We start from the raw sequence: 18,539 nt of genomic DNA on the forward strand, positions 1-18,539 counted from the left end.
CACCGCCTTCAACACCGCCGGACCACTAGCCCCTCCTGACGCCAGTACTCCGATCTGTACGCCGCCAAGCGTCACCGGCACAGCACCCGTGGCCCCGACCGGCGTACCGGCGGCATCGATGAAACCAGTCGCGCCCGGTACCAGCAGACCGACTCGCAGGGTCGGATCCCGCAGAGCCTGCTGCAGCGCCTGCTCGAGCTCTTCAGGCTGGGCCTGTTCCGTGTGGATGCGATGCTGCAAGTCCTCGATCGCCACCAGCGCGGCTCGGCGTGGTGGATAGAGCCGACGATCCACCACCCGCTGCAGCCTCGCCCGCACCGGCGCCAGGATCAGCGCGCAGGCAGCGGTGGCGGCAGCGGCTGCCGGAGCCGACTCGCGGCCGAGGAACAACCCGAGAATCAGCGCCGTCACCGCATAGGTGCCAAGCAGGACCACCATCACGATGGCGTAGGTGACGGTGTCGGCGACCACCCGATCCACGTCGTACAGGTCGTGCCGGAGCATCGCCACCGCGATCGAAGCAGGCAGGGCGACGAGTGTCGCGATCCCGAAGACCAGGGCAACCGAACCTGAACTGCCCGTCACCACGATCTCGGCCAGGCAGACGAACGGATAGACCACCACGGCCAACCCGGCCAGCGAGAGCCACTTGAGCTGGGCCCGGATCCGACCGGTCGACCGCCGGAACCGCACGACGAGCGACGAGGCCGCCGCGAGTAGAAGGCCCAACAGACCGATGAAGACGACCATGTTGGCCACCTGCATCAGAGTCGAAGGCGGACCATACGGCCTGGGGAGATCCTGCAGGGGCGGCAGGAACGGCGTGGACGCGAAGGCTCCGACCACCTGCTGCGCGGCTCCGAACACCAGTAGCGCGACCGGCACCGCCCGCCATCGCCTTCCCGGCAGCCGGCCATCCGGGAAGTACAGCAGCACGAGAGCAACCGCGACGAACAACCACCAGCCGCTCTCGTCGAACCAGGCAACGACCCGGCTGTCGAGCGGCACCTTGCCCGGATCGGAGACCACGACGCTGAAGTAGACATCGCGTCCCGCGAGGAACATGGCTGTGACACCTGCCCACGCCAGCAGAGCCCCGACCGGGTTACGGGCTTCACGCCGGCTGATCACCAGGCCGAGCCCGGTGATGGACAGGGCGACCGCGCCCAGGCCGGCGAAGTTCCTGGCGGTGTGCGCTCCGGTCCGGTAGCCGACGAGCAGCCAGACAGTGCCCGCGAGCATCGCCAGAGCGAGCAGGAAGGCGCCGAGCGCGAACCACCGCGGCCACCGCATGCCGTCACTGTAGGGCGATCAGGCCCCGATCGGCTCCGAGCCAGTACGGAGATCGGGTTCCGCGCTCGCTCCGATGTGCCCGGGTACCCACCGGCGCTTGTCTGGAGGGACTCGATTCCCGGCTTTCGGAGGTACCGCCATGTCAACCGAGACAGTTCAGCCCGAGGTCGCCCCGCGACCAGATTTAGTCACCCGTCGACGGGTCGGGATCGTTGGCCTGATCCTGGCCCTCACGTCCGTGGCCGCTCTGCCAGGGGGCTTGCTGTGGCCCAGCCCGGCCGGCGGCGGCGAGAACTTCGCCTACTCAGACATCTTCCCGGTCCGCGACCGGTGGTGGGGGTTGCTGGTCTTCCTCAGCGCCAACCTGATCCTCAACGTGCTGGCACAGGCCATCGCGACGATCGTGCTCGTCCGCCGGAGGGGTGCGGCCTGGGCAACGATCGGTGGTCTGGTGATGTGGGTCGGCACCGCCCTGTACGCCGTCGGGGTCGGCGGGTGGGCGGCTGCCTACTACTTCGCGACCGATCCAGCGGTCGGCACCGCGGCAGGCACAGCGGTGATGGACAGCATGTCGGAGGACATGGCCCACTTGTTCGGGCCGATCATCTCGGGCTCGCTCCTGGTTGCCATCGGCACGGTCATCCAGGTGGTCGGGCTCTGGCGGTCGAAGGCGGTTCCGCGCTGGATTCCCTTGCTGTGGCTGATGATCGTGCCCACCTTCATCATCCCGGGCAACGGCGCGGTCGGCCTGATCACCGCAGTACCGATGACCGCTGCGGCGATCGGCACCGGGTACTACGCCTGGCGCCGCGCGGGCTGATCGCCGCGGTCGGCAGACCGCGGCGGTCGGTCAGGCGCGGCCCTCGAAGAGGCTGGTCACCGAGCCGTCCTCGAAGACCTCGCGGATGGCCCGGCTGATCAGTGGCGCGATCGACAGCTCGGTGAGCTTGTCGAACTTGCGCTCCGGGGCGATCGGCAGCGTGTTGGTGACGATCACCTCGCTGGCCTGGCAGTTCTTCAGCCGGTCCACCGCGGGGCCGGACAGGATCGCGTGGGTGGCGGCGATCACCACGCCGGCGGCGCCGGCGGCCATCAGGGCGTCGGCCGCCTTGGTGATGGTGCCGCCGGTGTCGATCATGTCGTCGACCAGGATGCAGACCCGGCCGTTGACCTCACCGACGACGCGGTTGGCGACGGTCTCGTTCGGGCGCTCGATGTCGCGGGTCTTGTGGATGAAGGCCAGCGGCGCGTTGTTCAGCCGGGCGGACCACTGCTCGGCGACCTTGATCCGGCCGGCGTCAGGCGAGACCACCGCGAGCTGCTGGTCGCCGTACTTCTCGCGGACGTAGGTAGTCAGTATCGGCAGCGCCATCAGATGGTCCACCGGGCCGTCGAAGAAGCCCTGGATCTGCGAGGTGTGCAGGTCGACGCAGATCAGCCGGTTCGCGCCGGCCGTCTTGAACAGGTCGGCCATCAGCCGGGCCGAGATCGGCTCCCGGCCGCGGTGCTTCTTGTCCTGCCGGGCGTAGCCGTAGAAGGGCAGCACCACGGTGATCCGCTTGGCCGACGCCCGTTTCAGCGCGTCGATCATGATCAGCTGCTCCATGATCCACTGGTTGATCGGAGCGGTGTGGCTCTGGATCACGAAGGCGTCGCTGCCGCGCACGGACTCCTCGTACCGGACGTAGATCTCGCCGTTGGCGAAGTCGTACGCCGCGGTCGGCACCAGGCCGGCGCCCAGCTGCTCGGCGACCTCGATGGCCAGGCCCGGGTGGGCCCGTCCGGAGAAGACCATCAGATTCTTCTCGGTGGTCCGTTTCATCCCGCTCATGACCCCGCCTCCCGTTGTGCCTTCTCGCCAGTGTCGCTCTGCGCGCCGTCTTTCGTAGCCTCGGCCGCCGCCTTGGCGGTCTTGGTCCCGGCCCGCTTGCGCGCGACCCAGCCCGCGATGTTGCGCTGCTTGCCGCGGGCAACGGCGATCTCGCCGGGCTCGACGTCCTCGGTCAAGGCCGTTCCAGCCGCGATGTACGCCCCGTCGGCGACGGTCCGGGGAGCGACGATCACGGTGTTGCTGCCGACGAACGAGTGCCGCCCGATGGTGGTCGGCCACTTGTTGACGCCGTCGTAGTTGGCGAAGATCGTGCCGGCGCCGATGTTCGCGCCCTCGCCGATGGTGGCGTCTCCCGCGTAGGTCAGGTGAGGGACCTTCGCGCCGTCCGCGATCGAGGTGTTCTTCGTCTCGACGAAGGTGCCGATCTTGGCGTTCGCGCCCAGCGCAGTACCGGGTCTGAGATAGGCGAACGGGCCGACGGACGCGTTGGCACCGATGACGGAGCCGGACCCGTGGCAGCGGATGATCGTCGCGCCCTCACCCACCTGTACGTCGGTCAGCGTGGTGTCGGGGCCGATCGTGGCCCCGGACGCGACGGTGGTCGCGCCGTGCAACTGGGTGTTCGGGAGCAGGGTGACGTCCTGCTCGAGCTGGACCGTCTGGTCGACCCAGGTGGTGTCGGGGTCGACCACGGTGACGCCGGCGCGCATGTGGGTGTCCAGGGTGCGGCGGTTCAGCTCGGCGCGGAGGGTGGCGAGCTGGACGCGGTCGTTCACGCCCTCGGTCTGCATCGCGTCCTCGGTGACGTACGCGCCGACCCGCTTGCCGTCGCCCTTCGCGATCGCGAGCACATCGGTGAGGTACAGCTCGCCCTGGGCGTTGTCGGTGGTGATCCGGCTCAGCCCGTCGCGCAGCGTCTCCGCGTCGAAGACGTAGATGCCGGCGTTGATCTCGTCGATCTGCCGCTGCTCGGGGCTCGCGTCCTTGTGCTCGACGATGCCCGCGACGCTGCCGCCCTCGCCCGGGATGATCCGGCCGTAGCCAGTCGGGTCCGGAACTCTCGCGGTCAGCACGGTGACGGCGTTGCCGCTCTTGTCGTGCTCGGCGACCAGTTCGTGGAGCGTCTCGGCCTGCAGCAGGGGGACATCACCTGACGTGACGACTACTGCTCCGGAGATTCCGGGCGCAGCGGTCAGCCCGACCCGTACGGCGTCCCCCGTGCCCAGCTGTTGTTCCTGGACGGCGGTGCGGACGTCCGGATCGATCTCGGCCAGATGCGCCTCAACCAGCTCGCGGCCGGTGCCTACCACGACCACCAGGTAGTCGGGCGCGAGCGCACGGGCGGTAACCACCGCGTGCTCGACGAGACTGCGCCCGCCGATCTCGTGCAGAACCTTGGGGGTCGCGGATTTCATCCGGGTCCCCTGACCGGCGGCCATGATGATGACCGCCGCAGGACGGTGGGAAGTCACGCGGTCTTCTCCTCGAGTTCCCTGCGAGTTACGACGGAGTTGTGTCACGAGCACTCGAAACGGTGCCTGCGTAAGCGTACTTGCTCAACCCGCGAGACTTCGCAGGGAGTCCACCAGGGCCTTCTGGCTGAAGCCGGTGTACTCCGTCATCAGGCGCTCCTTGGCGGCATCGTTGTACCCGCGCCGGGCGATCTGGCGGTAGAAGTAGGTGACCCGCTGGACGCCGATCTGCTTGACCAGTTGCTCGACCGCGAGCCAGCTGATGTCGTCACTGTCCGTAGCGGTGAACTCGGCATCGGACGGAAGGCGGGTCAGGTCGCCGAGCGCATGCTTGCGTACCTCGGCCCGCCGCTTGGCGACCTCGACACCCCGCCCTGAGGCGACCAGCTGCTGGTTCCCGGCGTACTCGGCGATGCCCTCGCTGAGCCAGCGCGGCGCCGCATCGCCGAGCCTCACTGTCAGCAGGTGGATCAAGGCGTGCGTCATCTGGGCGTCATCGAAGGTCTGCAGGCGGGACGGCGGGATCACGAGCCAGCCGCCCACCGGCTCGCCGTCTGCCCCGGGGCTGAGCATCGCCTGGACCCGGGCGGGTTCGTCACCGGGGTTCGTGGGCGGGAGGTCGGTCAGGACCTGCTTCTCACGCAAGGCGACGATGACCGGGACCTGCTGCAACTGGCCGCGCCACAGCGTGCGCACCTTCCTGGCCATCTGGACCGTTTGGTCCGCGAGCTTCTCGGCCAGGGGCAACTGGCCTTGATTGACGATCACGAGGACATTCGAGCGGCGGACCAGCTGGAGCGGTCCGAAGTCCCAGGGCTGGTTGCCGGCACCGATCGCCTGGTCGAGATCGTCGTCCTCCACGAGATACAGACGGCCCTGGCGGACGGTGTACGTGTAGCCGACGTCCGTGGCGGTCTGGGCCAGCTTGGTGCCGAAGAGCTGGTACCGCATGCTGACGCGGAAGGTTCCGGTGGCGAGCCCGTACCGGCGGGCGGCCTCGTAGTTGGTCCACGGCTCGGCTCGGCGATAGGTGACGGTCATGCCGATGGTGCGCAGGTTCTTGAAGAGCTGCGTCTGCTCGGCGCGCAACTCGGGGGCCACGTCGCGAAGGAACAGCGCCAGGTTGTTCGTTTTCACCGCGATTCCGCGCCGGGCCAGGATCGCGTCCACCGCCGCTCCGAGGAGGGGATCGACCTCTCCGGTATCACTCGGGCGGACGGTTTCGAGCGTCGTACCGTGCAATGCCGCCGTGGTCAGGTCGAGGTCAGGGCTCGCCGACGGCACTGCCGCCCACAGCCCACCACCCACCACCGCAACAGCCGTCGCCACGGGCCAACCCGTCACCACCCAGCGACGAACCGCCGCCCACAACCGCGGCATCAACCTGCCCTCTCAACCCGCCCCCGACCAACCCCTCAGCCCGCCAATGGTCGCCCACCCACAGGTCACACACAAACTCCCACCGTCACCACCACACTCAAAGCACCTCTGCCGCCGTACTTCTCACCTAGGCTCGCCGGGTGCCCCGCTGGATTTTGATAGCCCTGTACGTCGCTTGGCCGGTGGGCGTGGGCGTCATTCGCGCACTGACCCGCCTCCGCACCCGTTTCCTGCTCATCACCACAGCAGCCTGGCTCGTCGCACTGGTCATCGCCACCACCGCCCACCCCACGGACCGAGCACTCCCAGCCGGCCTACTCGCCGGCACCCTGGGCTCCCTAGGCCTCTGGCTCGCCACGTCCAACGGCGTCAACTTCGAGTTGAACTCGCACAAAACCTACTGGCCCGACGACGCCGGCGCCCCCAAAGGCGAACGACTAGCCGCCACCCTCCTAGCCCTGATAGCCCTGACCGCCGTCGCGACTCTGGCCATCCAGTAGCCGTCACGGCGTAATCGTGATCTGTTGCGCGATTTCCACCACTCGGTCTCGGCCCAGCAGTGCGTCGTGGGGTAATTCCGGCAGTCTCCGGGCGCCTGAGAACACGAAGATCTGGGTTCCGTCCGGCCGGACGAGTTTGACGCTGTACTGGTGTCCGCCCAGCGCGGTGGAGTCGCGGATGAAGGCTGTGGATCCGTCCGCCAGCGTGCGGACCTCTGAGCAGCGGCGCTCCGGCGGCGCGTCCATTCCGTCACAGACGCCCGGCACGCGCTCGTCTCCGTTGGCCACCTCGATCGTCAGATCGACCAAGGTGCTCCCCGAGCCGGCTGGATACGACCAGGACGCTCCCGCCCAAAGCCAGCCCAATGGTGTGCCGTCCATAGTCAGGCGTTCAGCGTTGCCCCGTCGAGCACCGGGTGTTTGGGTGATCTCCGGTGCGAGTGCCGTGAATTCTGCCGCCAGTGCCTGAGACCGAGCGGTCGACACAAGCTGACCGCTCGGCACAAGTGGCGACGACATACCCACAGCGATACGCCACCCGAGGATCCGTGACAAGGCGTCATGCCCGCCCTGTCAGCTGGCAGCCCGCTACAGGCTGAAGGCTATTGAGCGGAGGATCAGGGCGGCGATGAAGACGATTGTGAAGGCGAGGTCGAATGACACACCGCCGGCGCGGACAGGCGGGAGCCTGCGGCGGACCGGGGCGATGACTGGTTCTGTCCACTTGTGGGTCAGCTCGCGGGCTCGGCCCGTCCGCTGAGAACCGTTGGACAGCACGCCCGTCCAGTCCAGGACCATGCGGACGATCAACAGCAAGATGAAGGCCGTCAGGGCATATCCGACCAGGGCTCCGATGAAGCTCATGATCCACTCCTCCGTGATGGCCACGCTGGCCGTCTTAGGAGTATCAACGGTGCCAGGTGCCTGGGAATGTCCGCAGCGCCAGGTTCTTAGCGGACTATCAGCTCCGAACGGTCCGATCCCGACCCGGCAGGAGAAAAGCCCCAGGTCAGGGACGTTCTGACCTGGGGTTTTGGGTTGCTCCCCCGCCTGGTTTCGATCCAGATCTTCGAGATTCAAAGTCTCGCGGGCTGCCAATTACCCCACGGGGGATCGCGGTTGTACGCCGGAACAGTGTGCCATGGGAGGGGGTGATGACACGCGAGGGGTTCCATACCTACGGTGCCGTAGGTTACGGTTGCGTAGGTAAGCCGTCGTCCACCTGAGGGAATACCACCATGACCCCACCCGCCGTTGCCGCACCGGAGGCGCCCACCCGCGCCCAGCAGGTCGACGAACTGGACATCGACACCGGCACGCTCGGGGGTGAGCAGAAGCGCCCCTGGGAACAGGTCGCTCTCGCTCTGTTCATCGGAATTCCCTTCCTCGCCGTGCTCGCGGCCGTGCCGATCGCCTGGGGCGGGTTCCTCGGCTGGCGCGACATCGTGATCGCGGTGGTCTTCTACACGATTGCCGGCCACGGCATCTCGATCGGCTTCCACCGCTACTTCACCCACAAGTCGTTCAAGCCGAACCGCCCGATGAAGTACGCCCTGGCGATCGCCGGATCACTCGCGATCGAGGGGCCCGTGGTCCGCTGGGTGGCCGACCACCGCAAGCACCACAAGTTCTCGGACCGCGATGGCGACCCGCACAGCCCCTGGAAATACGGCACCTCTCTCAGCGCCCTCACCAAGGGCTTCCTGCACGCGCACATCGGCTGGCTGTTCGACACCGAGCAGACCCCGCAGCGGCAGTACGCGCCGGATCTGCTGAAGGACAAGGACATCGTCCGGGTGTCGCGTTTGTTCCCGTTCCTGGTGCTGGTCTCGCTGCTCCTGCCGGCCGTGATCGGCGGGTTGTGGTCCTGGTCGATCGAGGGCGCGCTGACCGCCTTCTTCTGGGCGAGTCTGGTCCGGATCGCCCTGCTGCACCACGTCACCTGGTCGATCAACTCGATCTGCCACACGATCGGCGACCGCCCGTTCAAGAGCCGGGACAAGTCCGGCAACGTCTGGTGGCTGGCGATCCTCAGCCAGGGCGAGTCGTGGCACAACCTGCACCACTCCGACCCGACCTGCGCACGGCACGGGGTGGACAAGGGGCAACTCGACACCTCCGCCCGGTGCATCCGGGTCTTCGAGAAGCTGGGTTGGGTCAGCGATGTGCGCTGGCCGGTCAAGGAACGTCTGGAGGCTCGTCGCGTCAGTGCCGCCGAGCGTTGAACGGTCCGCCGGGCGGTAAATCTCCCACCCGGTAAGACCTTTGTGCGGCATGATGTTGACGTGATCTCGACGTGACGGAACCCAAACCGCGACGGACCGGTCGGATCCGGATGACGAGTGCGGAGCGTCGCGAGCAACTCATCACGATCGCCCGCGGCCTGTTCGCCCAGAAGGGCTACGAGGCCACCTCGGTCGAGGAGATCGCGGCCCGCGCCGAGGTCTCCAAACCGGTCGTCTACGAACACTTCGGTGGCAAGGAAGGCCTGTACGCCGTTGTCGTGGATCGCGAGGTCCGCAGCCTGCTCGACGGGGTGACGGCCTCGCTCACCGCGGGTCGTGCCCACGAGTTGGTAGAGCAGGCCGCACTCGCCCTGCTCGACTACATCGAGAACTCCTCGGACGGTTTCCGGATCCTGGTCCGGGACTCGCCGGTCGGTTCCTCCAGCGGTTCGTTCATCTCGATCCTCAGCGACGTCGCCACCCGGGTCGAGCACATCCTGGCCGAGGAGTTCAAGCGCCGCGGCCTGGACCCGAAGAACGCCCCGATGTACGCGCAGATGCTGGTCGGCATGGTCGCGCTGACCGGGCAGTGGTGGCTCGACGCCCGCCGGCCGAAGAAGCCGGACGTGGCCGCGCACCTGGTCAACCTGGCCTGGAACGGCCTGTCCGGGCTCGAGGCCAAGCCGACTCTGTCGACCCGCCCGCACAAGTAGAGCAAGACCACAGGAGGACGGCGACATCCTCCCGTGGCATGACCTCTGACCTGGCGGATCCCCGTACCCTGGCCCGCATGACGGGGATCCTGACCGCCCGGCGCCTGCCGCAGCACAGCAAGGCGTTCGACCTGCTGCTCGCGGCCGGCCTGACGCTGTTCTTCGGCCTGATCTCGCTGGCCCAGGCCAGGTACGCCGGAGTCGTCGGCGTAGCGCTGCTGGTTCCGCTGATCTGGCGCCGGACCTACCCGGAACTGGTCTTCTTCGCAGTCTCGGGCATCGCCGTTCTGCAATGGATGGCCGACGTCCCCCTGCAGGCGGGCAACGTCGGTCTGCTCGACGCGCTCTATGCGGTCTACGTGTACGGCGAGGTCCGGTACAGCCGGATCGCCCTGGTCATCGGCGGACTCGGCGTCCTGATGGCGGTGGCCAGGTACTACGACAGCTCCGACTGGCGCAACCAGATCACCATGATGGTCGCGTTCGGCGCCCTCGTCTTCGGCGTCTGGGCCCTGGGCGAACGCCGCCGGACCAGAGGCTTGTACGTCGCCCAACTGGAAGAGCGGGCCGCGCAACTCGAGAGAGACCGCGATCGCGAGGCCACCCTGGCGGTGACGAACGAACGGACCAGGATCGCCCGCGAGATCCACGACGTGGTGGCGCACGGCCTCTCCATCATGATCGTCCAGGCCGACGGAGGCCTGTACGCCGCCGACGCATCCCCCGAGCAGGCCAAGAAGGCGCTGGCCACCATCGGCGACACCGGTCGCGCCTCGCTGACCGAGATGCGCAAGATGCTCGGACTGCTGAAGGCCGACACCCAACCCGACCTGGATCCGAACCAGCCGCGCCCGCAGCCCGGCGTCTCCTCACTCCCCGAGCTGATCGACAACGTCCGCCAGGCCGGGCTCACCGTGGACTACCAGGTCTCGGGAACTCCCAGGGATCTCCCCGCGCTGCTGGGACTCACGGCGTACCGGATCGTGCAGGAAGGGCTCACCAACACGCTGAAACACGCCGGGCCGGGAGCGCGGACGTCCGTCCAGCTGGACTACGGACGCGAGATGCTGACCGTGGTGGTCACCGACGACGGCCGCGGTGGAGGGGTCGCGCCGAGTGCGGACCCGGGTCACGGGCTGGTCGGGATGCGGCAACGCGCGTCCATCTCCGGCGGTACGGTGAACGCCGGACCGAAGGCGGGCGGCGGATACGAGGTGATCGCCAGACTGCCGTACAACCTGCCAACTGGAGGAGTTCAGTGACCGACGCCAAACCCGACGACCTGGTGATCCGGGTCTTCCTGGTCGACGACCAGGAACTCGTACGGGCCGGATTCACCATGCTGGTGGATTCCCAGCCCGACATGCGGGTGGTCGGTCAGGCCGGTGACGGCGGCGAGGCGCTGGAGAAGCTCCAGGTGACGGCCAGCGACGTGGTGCTGATGGACGTCCGGATGCCCCGGCTGGACGGCGTCGAGGCGACCCGCCGGTTGCAGTCGTTGCCTGAGGCCCCCAGAGTGATCCTGCTGACCACGTTCGACCTGGACGAGTACGCGTTCGCCGCGATCAAGGCCGGTGCCGCCGGGTTCCTGCTGAAGAACACCCCGCCGGCCGACCTGCTGAACGCGATCCGCCAGGTCCACTCCGGCGACGCCGTCGTCTCCCCCAGTACTACGCGCCGCCTGCTCGAACACTTCGCCGAGTCACTGCCTGACGGGGAAACCGACAGGCCGGATCTGGACGCCCTCACCGCCCGCGAACGCGAGGTCCTGGTCGAGGTGGCCCGCGGCCTGTCGAACACCGAGATTGCCCGGCTCTTCACGTTGTCCGAGGCAACGGTCAAGACCCACATCGGCCGCATCCTGGCCAAGACCGGCCTGCGCGACCGCGTCGCCCTGGTGGTCCTCGGCTACGAAACCGGCCTGGTCCGACCCCACAACTGAGCCGCGTACGACCCAGGTCGTACGCAAGGTCCATTCCGTGGTCCGACTCTTGGCGAGCGGCTGATCACTAACTTCTTGGAGCGTGGGTGGGAACGTCTCACCCCAGGCACTCCGAGGAGACCGATGACCATCCAGACCGGCCAGCTCCCGCTTGGCCGTTTGCCGCAGGACACCCCCGCCCGGACCGCGATCCGCGCCCACGAACTGCAGAAGGTCTACGGCCAGGGCGATACCGCGGTGGCTGCCCTCGACGGGGTCTCCGTCGACTTCGGCGTCGGCCGGTTCACCGCCATCATGGGTCCGTCGGGTTCGGGCAAGTCGACGCTGATGCACTGCCTGGCCGGCCTGGACACCCCGACCTCCGGGCAGGTGCTGCTCGGTGAGACCGAGCTGACCCAGCTACCCGACGCCGAGCTGACCAGGATCCGGCGGGACCGGATCGGGTTCGTCTTCCAGTCGTTCAACCTGCTGCCGATGCTCTCGGCCAAGGACAACATCCTGCTGCCGCTGGAACTAGGCGGCCGCAAGCCCGACCAGCAGTGGCTGTCCACGCTGGTCGACGTCCTCGGCCTGCAGGACCGGCTCACCCACCGGCCGTCGGAGCTGTCCGGTGGTCAGCAGCAGCGGGTCGCGGTGGCCCGGGCGCTGGTCGGACGGCCCGAGGTCGTCTTCGCCGACGAGCCGACGGGCAACCTGGACTCACGATCCGGCGCCGAGGTGCTCGGGTTCCTGCGCCGCTCGGTCCGCGAGTTCGGCCAGACCGTGGTGATGGTGACCCACGACCCGCTCGCGGCGTCGTACGCGGACCGCGTCGTGATGCTTGCCGACGGCAAGCTTGCCGGCGAGCTGCTCGACCCGACGCCGGAGACGGTGCTCGGAGCCCTCCGGCAGCTGGGGGCCTGACCGTGCGACGCTCCATCCTGTCCTCGCTGCGCGCCCATCTGGGCCGCCTGGTCGCCGCCTGCCTGGCAATCGTCCTCGGTGTCGCCTTCGGCACCCTGGCGATGACCGTGCACGCCTCTGCCTCACACGGCATCGACGAGACCATCGGTAAGCAGTACGCCGGCGTCGACGCACTGGTCTCCTCGGAGGGCGGCGAGATCACCGCCGCCGAGGTGGCCAAGATCCGCAAGCTGCCGCAGGCCGACTCCGTCATCACGACCACCGGCGCCTATCTCCAGGCCGCCTTCCCGGGTTTGGTGCGGCCCGACTATCTGGGCATCGACGCGCTCTACGACACCTCCAAGATCGCCGGACCGGCGATCTCCGGCGGACGGTTGCCAACCGCAACGAACGAGATCGCGCTCCCGGCCAAGCAGGCGGAGAAGTACAAACTCGGGGTCGGATCCCAGCTGCGTCTCAACTCGTACGACGGCAAGTCGTGGACCGTGAACATCGTCGGCCTGGTGGACGACACCAAGTCCGTCGGATCCGCGAACGCTGTCGCCACCCTGGCAGCGGTCAACATCTTCCAACCGAACGGCTACACCAATGACATCCGGATCGCGGCCAAGCCGGGCGTGAGTCAGCAAGCCGTCGCCACTGCGATCGGCGGCGTGATCGGCACGGGGCTGCAGGTCTACACCGGCGCGGACTGGATCGACGAGGAGGTCTCGAGCTACACGAACGGGATCGACGTCCTCGGCGGGGTGTTCGGCATGTTCGCGGTGATCGCCCTGTTCGTCGCCTGTCTGGTGATCGCGAACACCTTCACCATCGTGATCGCCCAGCGCACCCGTGAGATGGCGTTGCTGCGCTGCGTCGGCGCTTCCCGTCGCCAGGTGTTTTCCTCGGTCCTGGCCGAGGCGACCGTGGTCGGAGTTGTCGCCTCCGCGATCGGCGTGGTGTTCGGGGTCGCCCTGTCGGCGCTCGGGCTTGCCCTGTCGAGAGAGTTCGACTGGGGCCTGCCCCCGATCGACCTGCACCTGGACCTTGCTTCGATAGTCCTTCCGCTCCTGCTCGGAACGATCGCCACGGTCATCGCGGCCGTAGTACCGGCTCGGAAGGCGACGCGGGTTGCTCCGCTGGCTGCGCTGCGGCCGGACGTCGCGCCGGTGGCTGCATCGAAGGCAGGTGTACTGCGGTTGGTGTTCGGGTTCCTGCTGCTGGCCGGTGGCGGTCTGCTGCTGGCGGCCAGCGCCTCGATGAATCAGGTGCTCATCGGTGTCGCCGGTGGCGTGATCTCGTTCCTCGGGGTGCTGGCGATCGGCTCGCTGCTGGTGCCGGCCTTGATCAGGTTGCTCGGCGCACTGCCGGCGCGGGGCGGAGGGGTTCCCGCACGGATCGCGGTCGGCAACGCAGTACGGAATCCGAAGCGGACCGCGGCGACCACCTCGGCGCTGCTGATCGGGGTCACGCTGATCAGCCTCACCTGCGTCGGGATCGCCTCGGTGCGCAAGACGTTCGACGTCACCATGGACGGCGAGTACCCGGTCGACGTGATGGTCCAGGCGTACCAGGCGAAGATGCCGGCCAGTGCGGAGAGCCAACTGCAGGACATCAAGGGCATCAAGGAGGTCGTCCCGGTCCGCACTGTGCAGATGAAGACCGGCGGCCAGGAGCTCACCGTCACGGGGATCGACCAAGCCTCCGTGCCGTCCGTTGTCCACAGCCCGGACCTCGTGAATCAGTTGAAGCCCGGGACGGCGCTGCTGGACAAGAACACGATGGGCATGCTCAACCTGGACGACGGATCTGACCTGACCCTGGTGGCAGGCAAGGCCAAGCTCACGGTGAAGGCGTACCGCGGCGGCGGACTGGCCGCGATCACGGTCACCCAGACCGACCTGGTGAAGCTGGCCCCGAACGCGGCCGTGACCGGGTTCTGGCTCGACTCCGATCCGAAGGCGGACGGGCCGGAGGTGATCGACGCGGTCCAGCAGTCCATCCCGACGGTCAAGGAGTTGTCGGTCTCCGGCGGGCTGGCGGAACGCAGTTCGTACACGAAGATCTTCGACGTCCTGCTGCTCGTCGCGACCGGCCTGCTCGGGGTCTCCGTCCTGATCGCCCTGGTCGGCGTCGGCAACACGTTGAGCCTGTCGGTGCTCGAGCGGACCCGTGAGAATGCGTTGCTCAGGGCAATGGGTCTGACCCGGCGCCAGCTGCGCGGCATGCTCGCCATCGAGTCGTTGCTGATGGCACTCGTCGCCGCAGGCCTCGGGATCGCCCTCGGCCTGATCTACGGCTGGACCGGGACCGCCGCACTGATGGGTGCCCAGGTCAACGGCGGCCTCCAGTACGCCGTACCGGTGCGACTGTTGATCACGATCGCACTGGTCGCCGCAGTGGCGGGGCTGCTCGCCTCGGTACTCCCGGCCCGGCGCGCCGCGAAGGTCGCACCGGCCGGAGCACTCGCTGCTGAGTAGTTCAGCTCAGACGATCTCGACCCGATTGCCGTGGCCGTCGGCGGTGTGGAACCGTCGGCGGCCCGGGATCGTGTCGTTGTCCCAGTTCACCGGATAGCCCAGCTCGGCCAGGGTCGCGGCCAGCCCGTCGAGGTCGTCGACAGCCAGGGCAGGGTGCGCCTTCTGGGCCGGCTTGAAGTCCTCCTCGACGCCAACGTGCACCTCCGCAGTACCGTCCTTGAACCAGCAGCCGCCGCGCACTGCGAGCAGAGGCGGCTTCTCGAGTTCGGTCATGCCGAGGGCGTCACGGTAGAAGGCGCGGGCGACCTCCTCACCACCGGGCGGACAGGACACCTGGACGTGGTCGAGTCGCATTTAGTCCTCCTTCTTCTGGGCTACTGCGAAGATCCGGCGGAACGGGAGCAGCGTGCCGAAGTCGCGACGCGGGTAGGCCTCAGCCAGCCGCGCGCCGTACTCCTCCTCGAAACGTACCCGCAGCTCATCCGGCAATGCCTGCAGCACCGGTCGCGCACCCGTCCCCTTCACCCACTCCAGCACTGCGTTGTCGCCCTGCAGGAGATGGTTGTACGTCGTCTCCCACGCGTCCACGGAACATCCTTCAGCGCTGAGCGCCGCAACGTAATCCGCCGGTCCCGGCACGTCAGGACGCAACGACTTGTCCGCCGCGTACTGCGCATACGGCGCGGTGGCGGCGAGTTCGCGGAGGATCGCGTGCGAGGGGGCGTCGCCGTTGCCGGGGATCTGGATCGCGAGCCAACCACCCGGCCGGAGCGTCCGGACGAAACCGGGCAGCAGGTCGAGTTGCTCGGGGATCCACTGCAGGGTGGCGTTCGTGACGATCACGTCGATCGACTCCGGCGCGGCGGTCCACTCGCGGAGGTAGCCGACCTCGAAGGTGAGCCGGTCGGAGACGAGCGGCTGGGCGGCCTCGATCATCTCCGCCGAACTGTCGACGCCGTGGACGGTCGCACCCGGCCACCGGTCGAGCAGGGTCGCGGTGAGATTGCCCGGGCCAGAGCCGAGATCGACCACCGTGGCCGGATCGTCCGCCTGGATCCGGCCGACCAGATCGGCGAACGGGCGACCGCGCTCGTCGGCGTACTTGCCGTACTGCTGTGGACTCCAGACCGGCGACGTTCGCATCGGGAGGTTCCTTCCGCTGAGTATCTTGATGTCGAGATACCTTAGCTCGGCAGGTTGTCTTGATGTCAAGAGTCTTGATGGCATAGTCTCAGCGCATGAGAGACGAGGTCGACCGGCTGATCGAGGCCTGGCGCCGGGAGCGGCCGGACCTCGACGTGGCGCCGATGGAGGTGCTGTCCCGGGTCAGCCGGCTGGCCCGGCACCTGGATCGCGCCCGGAGCCAGGCCTTCTCCACGCACGGTCTCGAGTCGTGGGAGTTCGACGTACTGGCCGCACTGCGGCGGGCGGGCGCGCCGTACCAGCTGTCTCCGGGGCGGTTGCTCAAGGAGACGCTGGTGACCTCGGGCACGATGACGAACCGGGTGGACCGGCTGGCGGCGCGCGGCCTGGTCGAGCGACTGCCCGATCCCGCCGACCGGCGTGGGGTGCTGGTGCAACTGACCACCGCTGGACGCGACTCGGTCGACGCGGCGATGGCGGACCTGCTCGCTCACGAGCGGACCCTGCTCGGCTCGATCAGCGAACGCGACCAGGCCAAGATCGCCCGGGTGCTGCGCGAACTGGTCGGACCGTTCGACCTGGAAAAGCACTGACCGGGCTTTTCCACACCGCCTGAAGTAAGCCGCCGCAATTGTGTCGGAATAATCCGAAAAGGCGGCGCGTCACTTAATGCCGTCCACGATCGTTGCTAGTTGCAACGAGATCGAGAGACTGCTGTAGCGGACGACTATCGACACCGGGTAGGGCTGGAACTAGTGTCCTCACTGTCGGTGCCGAATCGACCACATAACGTCAACATCACAGTGACTTCGGCGGCAAGAGGTGGTTCGCCGAATACGGTCGATGGTGTCCGGGGCTCGGGGCTCGGACAACACCGGTCGGCACGGGGCCCGCTCACCCGGTAGCCGCGGCGTACCCTCCCAATCACAGGGGATAGGAGGGTACGCCGCGACTCAGTTCCCGAGGGATTTGATCATGTATACATTGCCGGAATTGTCGGGCTATTCCGCCCGCTCGGCCGCTTCGAACCATGCGGTCTCCAGCTCGCCGCGTTCTTCGGCCAGCTTCCGCAGCTCGGTGTCGAGCTCGGCGAGCCGCCCGTAGTTGCTCGCGTGGGTGGCGACCTGGTCGTGCAGTTTCGCCTCGGTCTCGGTCAGCTTCGCGAGCTGCCGATCGATCCGGTTCAGCTCCTTCTTCGCTGCCCGCGCCGCTGCGGCATCCACGGCTGGTGCCGGAGTTGCAGCGACCGGCGTCGCCACTGCTGCCGGCTCCGAGACGACGCGGCGCGGCGCAGTACCGGCTTCCAGTTCGTCCAGGTACTGGTCGACGCCGCGTGGGAGGTGGCGGACCGCGCCGTCGCCCATGATCGCGTAGACCATGTCGCTGACGCGCTCGAGGAAGTACCGGTCGTGGGTGACGACCACGACGACGCCGGGCCAGCTGTCGAGGAAGTCCTCCAGCACGGTCAGCGTCTCGACGTCCAGGTCGTTGGTCGGCTCATCGAGGATCAGCACGTTCGGCTCGTCCAGCAGGATGCGCAGCAACTGAAGCCGGCGGCGCTCGCCACCGGACAGGTCGCTGATCCTGGTGGTCAGCTTGTCGCCGGTGAACCCGAACCGTTCCAGCAGTTGCGATGACGTCATCTCACCGCCGCGGCCGGCCAGCGCCGCAGTACGGCGGATGTCGCTGATGTGGGTGAGCACGGTGACAGAGCCATCGAGGTCCTCGAGGGTCTGCGAGAGATTCGCGACCCGGACCGTCTTCCCCTGTTTCACCTTGCCGGTGTCCGGCGGAAGGAGTCCCGTGAGCACCTTGAGGAAGGTGGTCTTGCCGGCGCCGTTCGGGCCGAGCAGCCCGATCCGGTCGGCCGGGCCGAGGCGGAAGGTGACGTGGTTCAGCATCACCCGGTTGCCGAACTTCAGAGTGACGTCCTCGGCGTCGAACACGTCTTTGCCGAGGCGCGAGGTGGCGAGCTGGGCGAGAGCGAGCTTGTCGCGCGGGGCCGGCTCGTTCTCGATCAGCGCGTTGGCCGCATCGATCCGGAACTTCGGCTTCGCGGTCCGCGCCGGAGCTCCCCGGCGCAGCCAGGCGAGCTCCTTCTTCATCAGGTTCTGCCGCTTGCCCTCGACCACCTGCTCGTTGCGGGACCGCTCGGCCTTCGCGAGCACGTACGCGGCGTAACCGCCCTCGTACGAGCTGACGCGACCGCCCTGAACCTCCCAGGTCTCGGTGCAGACCTCATCGAGGAACCACCGGTCGTGGGTGACCACGATCAACGCGCCTGCCCGGTCCACCACATGCTGGGCGAGCCAGTTCACCGCCTCGATGTCGAGGTGGTTGGTCGGCTCGTCAAGGATCAGTAGGTCGACCTCGGTGAGCAGCAACTTCGCCAGGCTCACCCGACGGCGCTCGCCACCGCTCAGGGTGCCGACCATCGCTTCGTGGTCGACGCCGCCGAGCAGGTGCTCCATCACCGAGCGGGCCCGTGGATCGGCTGCCCAGGTGTAGGTCTCGACATCGCCGAGCACCGCATGGGCGACGGTGTCATCGGGGTCAAGGTCGTCACTCTGCCCGAGGTACCCGAGCCGCAGATCCCGGTTCTGGGTGACCCGGCCCGAGTCCGCCTCTTCCCGGCCGGCGAGCAACCGCAACAGGGTGGACTTGCCGTCGCCGTT

General features: G+C 67.8%; 17 protein-coding genes and 1 pseudogene. 9 read left to right on the forward strand and 9 right to left on the reverse strand.

Features of this window, described 5'->3' with window-relative positions; translation table 11 throughout:
* Positions 1-1,293, reverse strand: a pseudogene (locus tag VFG33_RS04620) (sensor histidine kinase); the annotation flags it as partial.
* Between the two features lie 139 nt (positions 1,294-1,432).
* On the opposite strand from VFG33_RS04620, the gene VFG33_RS04625 reads away from it, so the two are divergent.
* Positions 1,433-2,113 (forward strand): DUF4386 family protein, encoded by a 681-nt coding sequence (locus VFG33_RS04625; protein ID WP_325022719.1) that lies wholly within the window; start codon positions 1,433-1,435, stop codon positions 2,111-2,113.
* A gap of 30 nt (positions 2,114-2,143) precedes the next feature.
* On the opposite strand, the gene VFG33_RS04630 is transcribed toward VFG33_RS04625, so the two are convergent.
* The 3 genes from VFG33_RS04630 to VFG33_RS04640 form a co-directional block, all read right to left on the reverse strand.
* Complete coding sequence (locus tag VFG33_RS04630; protein WP_325022721.1) at positions 2,144-3,124, reverse strand: ribose-phosphate diphosphokinase; 981 nt, start codon at positions 3,122-3,124, stop codon at positions 2,144-2,146.
* A complete protein-coding gene (glmU, locus tag VFG33_RS04635; RefSeq protein ID WP_325022723.1) occupies positions 3,121-4,596 on the reverse strand; it encodes a bifunctional UDP-N-acetylglucosamine diphosphorylase/glucosamine-1-phosphate N-acetyltransferase GlmU in 1,476 nt (491 codons plus the stop codon). The genes VFG33_RS04630 and glmU overlap by 4 nt, the downstream gene beginning before the upstream one ends.
* Before the next feature lie 84 nt (positions 4,597-4,680).
* Positions 4,681-5,925 (reverse strand): hypothetical protein, encoded by a 1,245-nt coding sequence (locus VFG33_RS04640; RefSeq protein ID WP_325022725.1) that lies wholly within the window; start codon positions 5,923-5,925, stop codon positions 4,681-4,683.
* Positions 5,926-6,116: 191 nt separating this feature from the next.
* Between VFG33_RS04640 and VFG33_RS04645 the strand changes: the two genes are divergently transcribed.
* Positions 6,117-6,476 carry a hypothetical protein gene (locus VFG33_RS04645; RefSeq protein ID WP_325022727.1) on the forward strand — a complete coding sequence of 120 codons (360 nt, stop codon included), beginning with the start codon at positions 6,117-6,119 and terminating at the stop codon, positions 6,474-6,476.
* A 3-nt stretch (positions 6,477-6,479) separates the two neighbouring features.
* Here the strand turns inward: VFG33_RS04645 and VFG33_RS04650 are convergent, their stop codons facing one another.
* Together VFG33_RS04650 and VFG33_RS04655 are read right to left on the reverse strand one after the other, a co-directional pair.
* Positions 6,480-6,785, reverse strand: coding sequence for a hypothetical protein (locus VFG33_RS04650; RefSeq protein ID WP_325022729.1), 306 nt, complete (start codon positions 6,783-6,785; stop codon positions 6,480-6,482).
* Positions 6,786-7,064: 279 nt separating this feature from the next.
* Positions 7,065-7,340, reverse strand: a complete 276-nt coding sequence (locus VFG33_RS04655; protein ID WP_325022731.1) for a YggT family protein — start codon at positions 7,338-7,340, stop codon at positions 7,065-7,067.
* A 374-nt stretch (positions 7,341-7,714) separates the two neighbouring features.
* Here VFG33_RS04655 and VFG33_RS04660 point away from each other — a divergent pair, with 374 nt between their 5' ends.
* The 6 genes from VFG33_RS04660 to VFG33_RS04685 all read left to right on the forward strand — a co-directional run bounded on the left by VFG33_RS04660 (position 7,715) and on the right by VFG33_RS04685 (position 14,721).
* Complete coding sequence (locus tag VFG33_RS04660) at positions 7,715-8,701, forward strand: acyl-CoA desaturase (protein ID WP_325022733.1); 987 nt, start codon at positions 7,715-7,717, stop codon at positions 8,699-8,701.
* A 110-nt stretch (positions 8,702-8,811) separates the two neighbouring features.
* Positions 8,812-9,414 (forward strand): TetR/AcrR family transcriptional regulator, encoded by a 603-nt coding sequence (locus VFG33_RS04665; RefSeq protein WP_325022735.1) that lies wholly within the window; start codon positions 8,812-8,814, stop codon positions 9,412-9,414.
* Positions 9,415-9,491: 77 nt separating this feature from the next.
* Positions 9,492-10,676: a sensor histidine kinase gene (locus tag VFG33_RS04670; protein ID WP_325022737.1), complete on the forward strand. Its 1,185-nt coding sequence runs from the start codon at positions 9,492-9,494 to the stop codon at positions 10,674-10,676.
* Positions 10,673-11,356, forward strand: a complete 684-nt coding sequence (locus tag VFG33_RS04675) for a response regulator (protein ID WP_325022739.1) — start codon at positions 10,673-10,675, stop codon at positions 11,354-11,356. Before VFG33_RS04670 ends, VFG33_RS04675 begins: the two co-directional genes overlap by 4 nt.
* A gap of 123 nt (positions 11,357-11,479) precedes the next feature.
* On the forward strand, positions 11,480-12,259 hold the full coding sequence (locus VFG33_RS04680) for an ABC transporter ATP-binding protein (RefSeq protein WP_325022741.1): 780 nt from the start codon (positions 11,480-11,482) through the stop codon (positions 12,257-12,259).
* 2 nt (positions 12,260-12,261) lie between these two features.
* On the forward strand, positions 12,262-14,721 hold the full coding sequence (locus VFG33_RS04685; RefSeq protein ID WP_325022743.1) for an ABC transporter permease: 2,460 nt from the start codon (positions 12,262-12,264) through the stop codon (positions 14,719-14,721).
* A gap of 6 nt (positions 14,722-14,727) precedes the next feature.
* On the opposite strand, the gene VFG33_RS04690 is transcribed toward VFG33_RS04685, so the two are convergent.
* Both VFG33_RS04690 and VFG33_RS04695 read right to left on the reverse strand, forming a co-directional pair.
* A complete protein-coding gene (locus VFG33_RS04690; RefSeq protein WP_325022745.1) occupies positions 14,728-15,075 on the reverse strand; it encodes a VOC family protein in 348 nt (115 codons plus the stop codon).
* A complete protein-coding gene (locus tag VFG33_RS04695; protein ID WP_325022747.1) occupies positions 15,076-15,864 on the reverse strand; it encodes a methyltransferase domain-containing protein in 789 nt (262 codons plus the stop codon).
* Positions 15,865-15,959: 95 nt separating this feature from the next.
* Between VFG33_RS04695 and VFG33_RS04700 the strand changes: the two genes are divergently transcribed.
* Complete coding sequence (locus VFG33_RS04700; RefSeq protein ID WP_325022749.1) at positions 15,960-16,457, forward strand: MarR family winged helix-turn-helix transcriptional regulator; 498 nt, start codon at positions 15,960-15,962, stop codon at positions 16,455-16,457.
* 408 nt (positions 16,458-16,865) lie between these two features.
* On the opposite strand, the gene VFG33_RS04705 is transcribed toward VFG33_RS04700, so the two are convergent.
* A partial coding sequence (locus VFG33_RS04705) for an ABC-F family ATP-binding cassette domain-containing protein (protein ID WP_325022751.1) occupies positions 16,866-18,539 on the reverse strand: 1,674 nt, incomplete at its 5' end.

The sequence above is a fragment of the Kribbella sp. genome (assembly GCF_035687465.1).
Taxonomy (GTDB): Bacteria; Actinomycetota; Actinomycetes; order Propionibacteriales; family Kribbellaceae; genus Kribbella.

Bases quoted from the DNA above. Each gene is read 5' to 3' on its own strand.
- VFG33_RS04665 (WP_325022735.1), top strand. From the start codon at position 8,812: ATGACGAGTGCGGAGCGTCGCGAGCAACTCATCACGATCGCCCGCGGC.
- VFG33_RS04695 (WP_325022747.1), bottom strand. From the start codon at position 15,864: ATGCGAACGTCGCCGGTCTGGAGTCCACAGCAGTACGGCAAGTACGCC.
- VFG33_RS04670 (WP_325022737.1), top strand. From the start codon at position 9,492: ATGACGGGGATCCTGACCGCCCGGCGCCTGCCGCAGCACAGCAAGGCG.
- VFG33_RS04655 (WP_325022731.1), bottom strand. From the start codon at position 7,340: ATGAGCTTCATCGGAGCCCTGGTCGGATATGCCCTGACGGCCTTCATC.
- VFG33_RS04625 (WP_325022719.1), top strand. From the start codon at position 1,433: ATGTCAACCGAGACAGTTCAGCCCGAGGTCGCCCCGCGACCAGATTTA.
- VFG33_RS04700 (WP_325022749.1), top strand. From the start codon at position 15,960: ATGAGAGACGAGGTCGACCGGCTGATCGAGGCCTGGCGCCGGGAGCGG.
- VFG33_RS04690 (WP_325022745.1), bottom strand. From the start codon at position 15,075: ATGCGACTCGACCACGTCCAGGTGTCCTGTCCGCCCGGTGGTGAGGAG.
- VFG33_RS04680 (WP_325022741.1), top strand. From the start codon at position 11,480: ATGACCATCCAGACCGGCCAGCTCCCGCTTGGCCGTTTGCCGCAGGAC.
- VFG33_RS04660 (WP_325022733.1), top strand. From the start codon at position 7,715: ATGACCCCACCCGCCGTTGCCGCACCGGAGGCGCCCACCCGCGCCCAG.
- VFG33_RS04630 (WP_325022721.1), bottom strand. From the start codon at position 3,124: ATGAGCGGGATGAAACGGACCACCGAGAAGAATCTGATGGTCTTCTCC.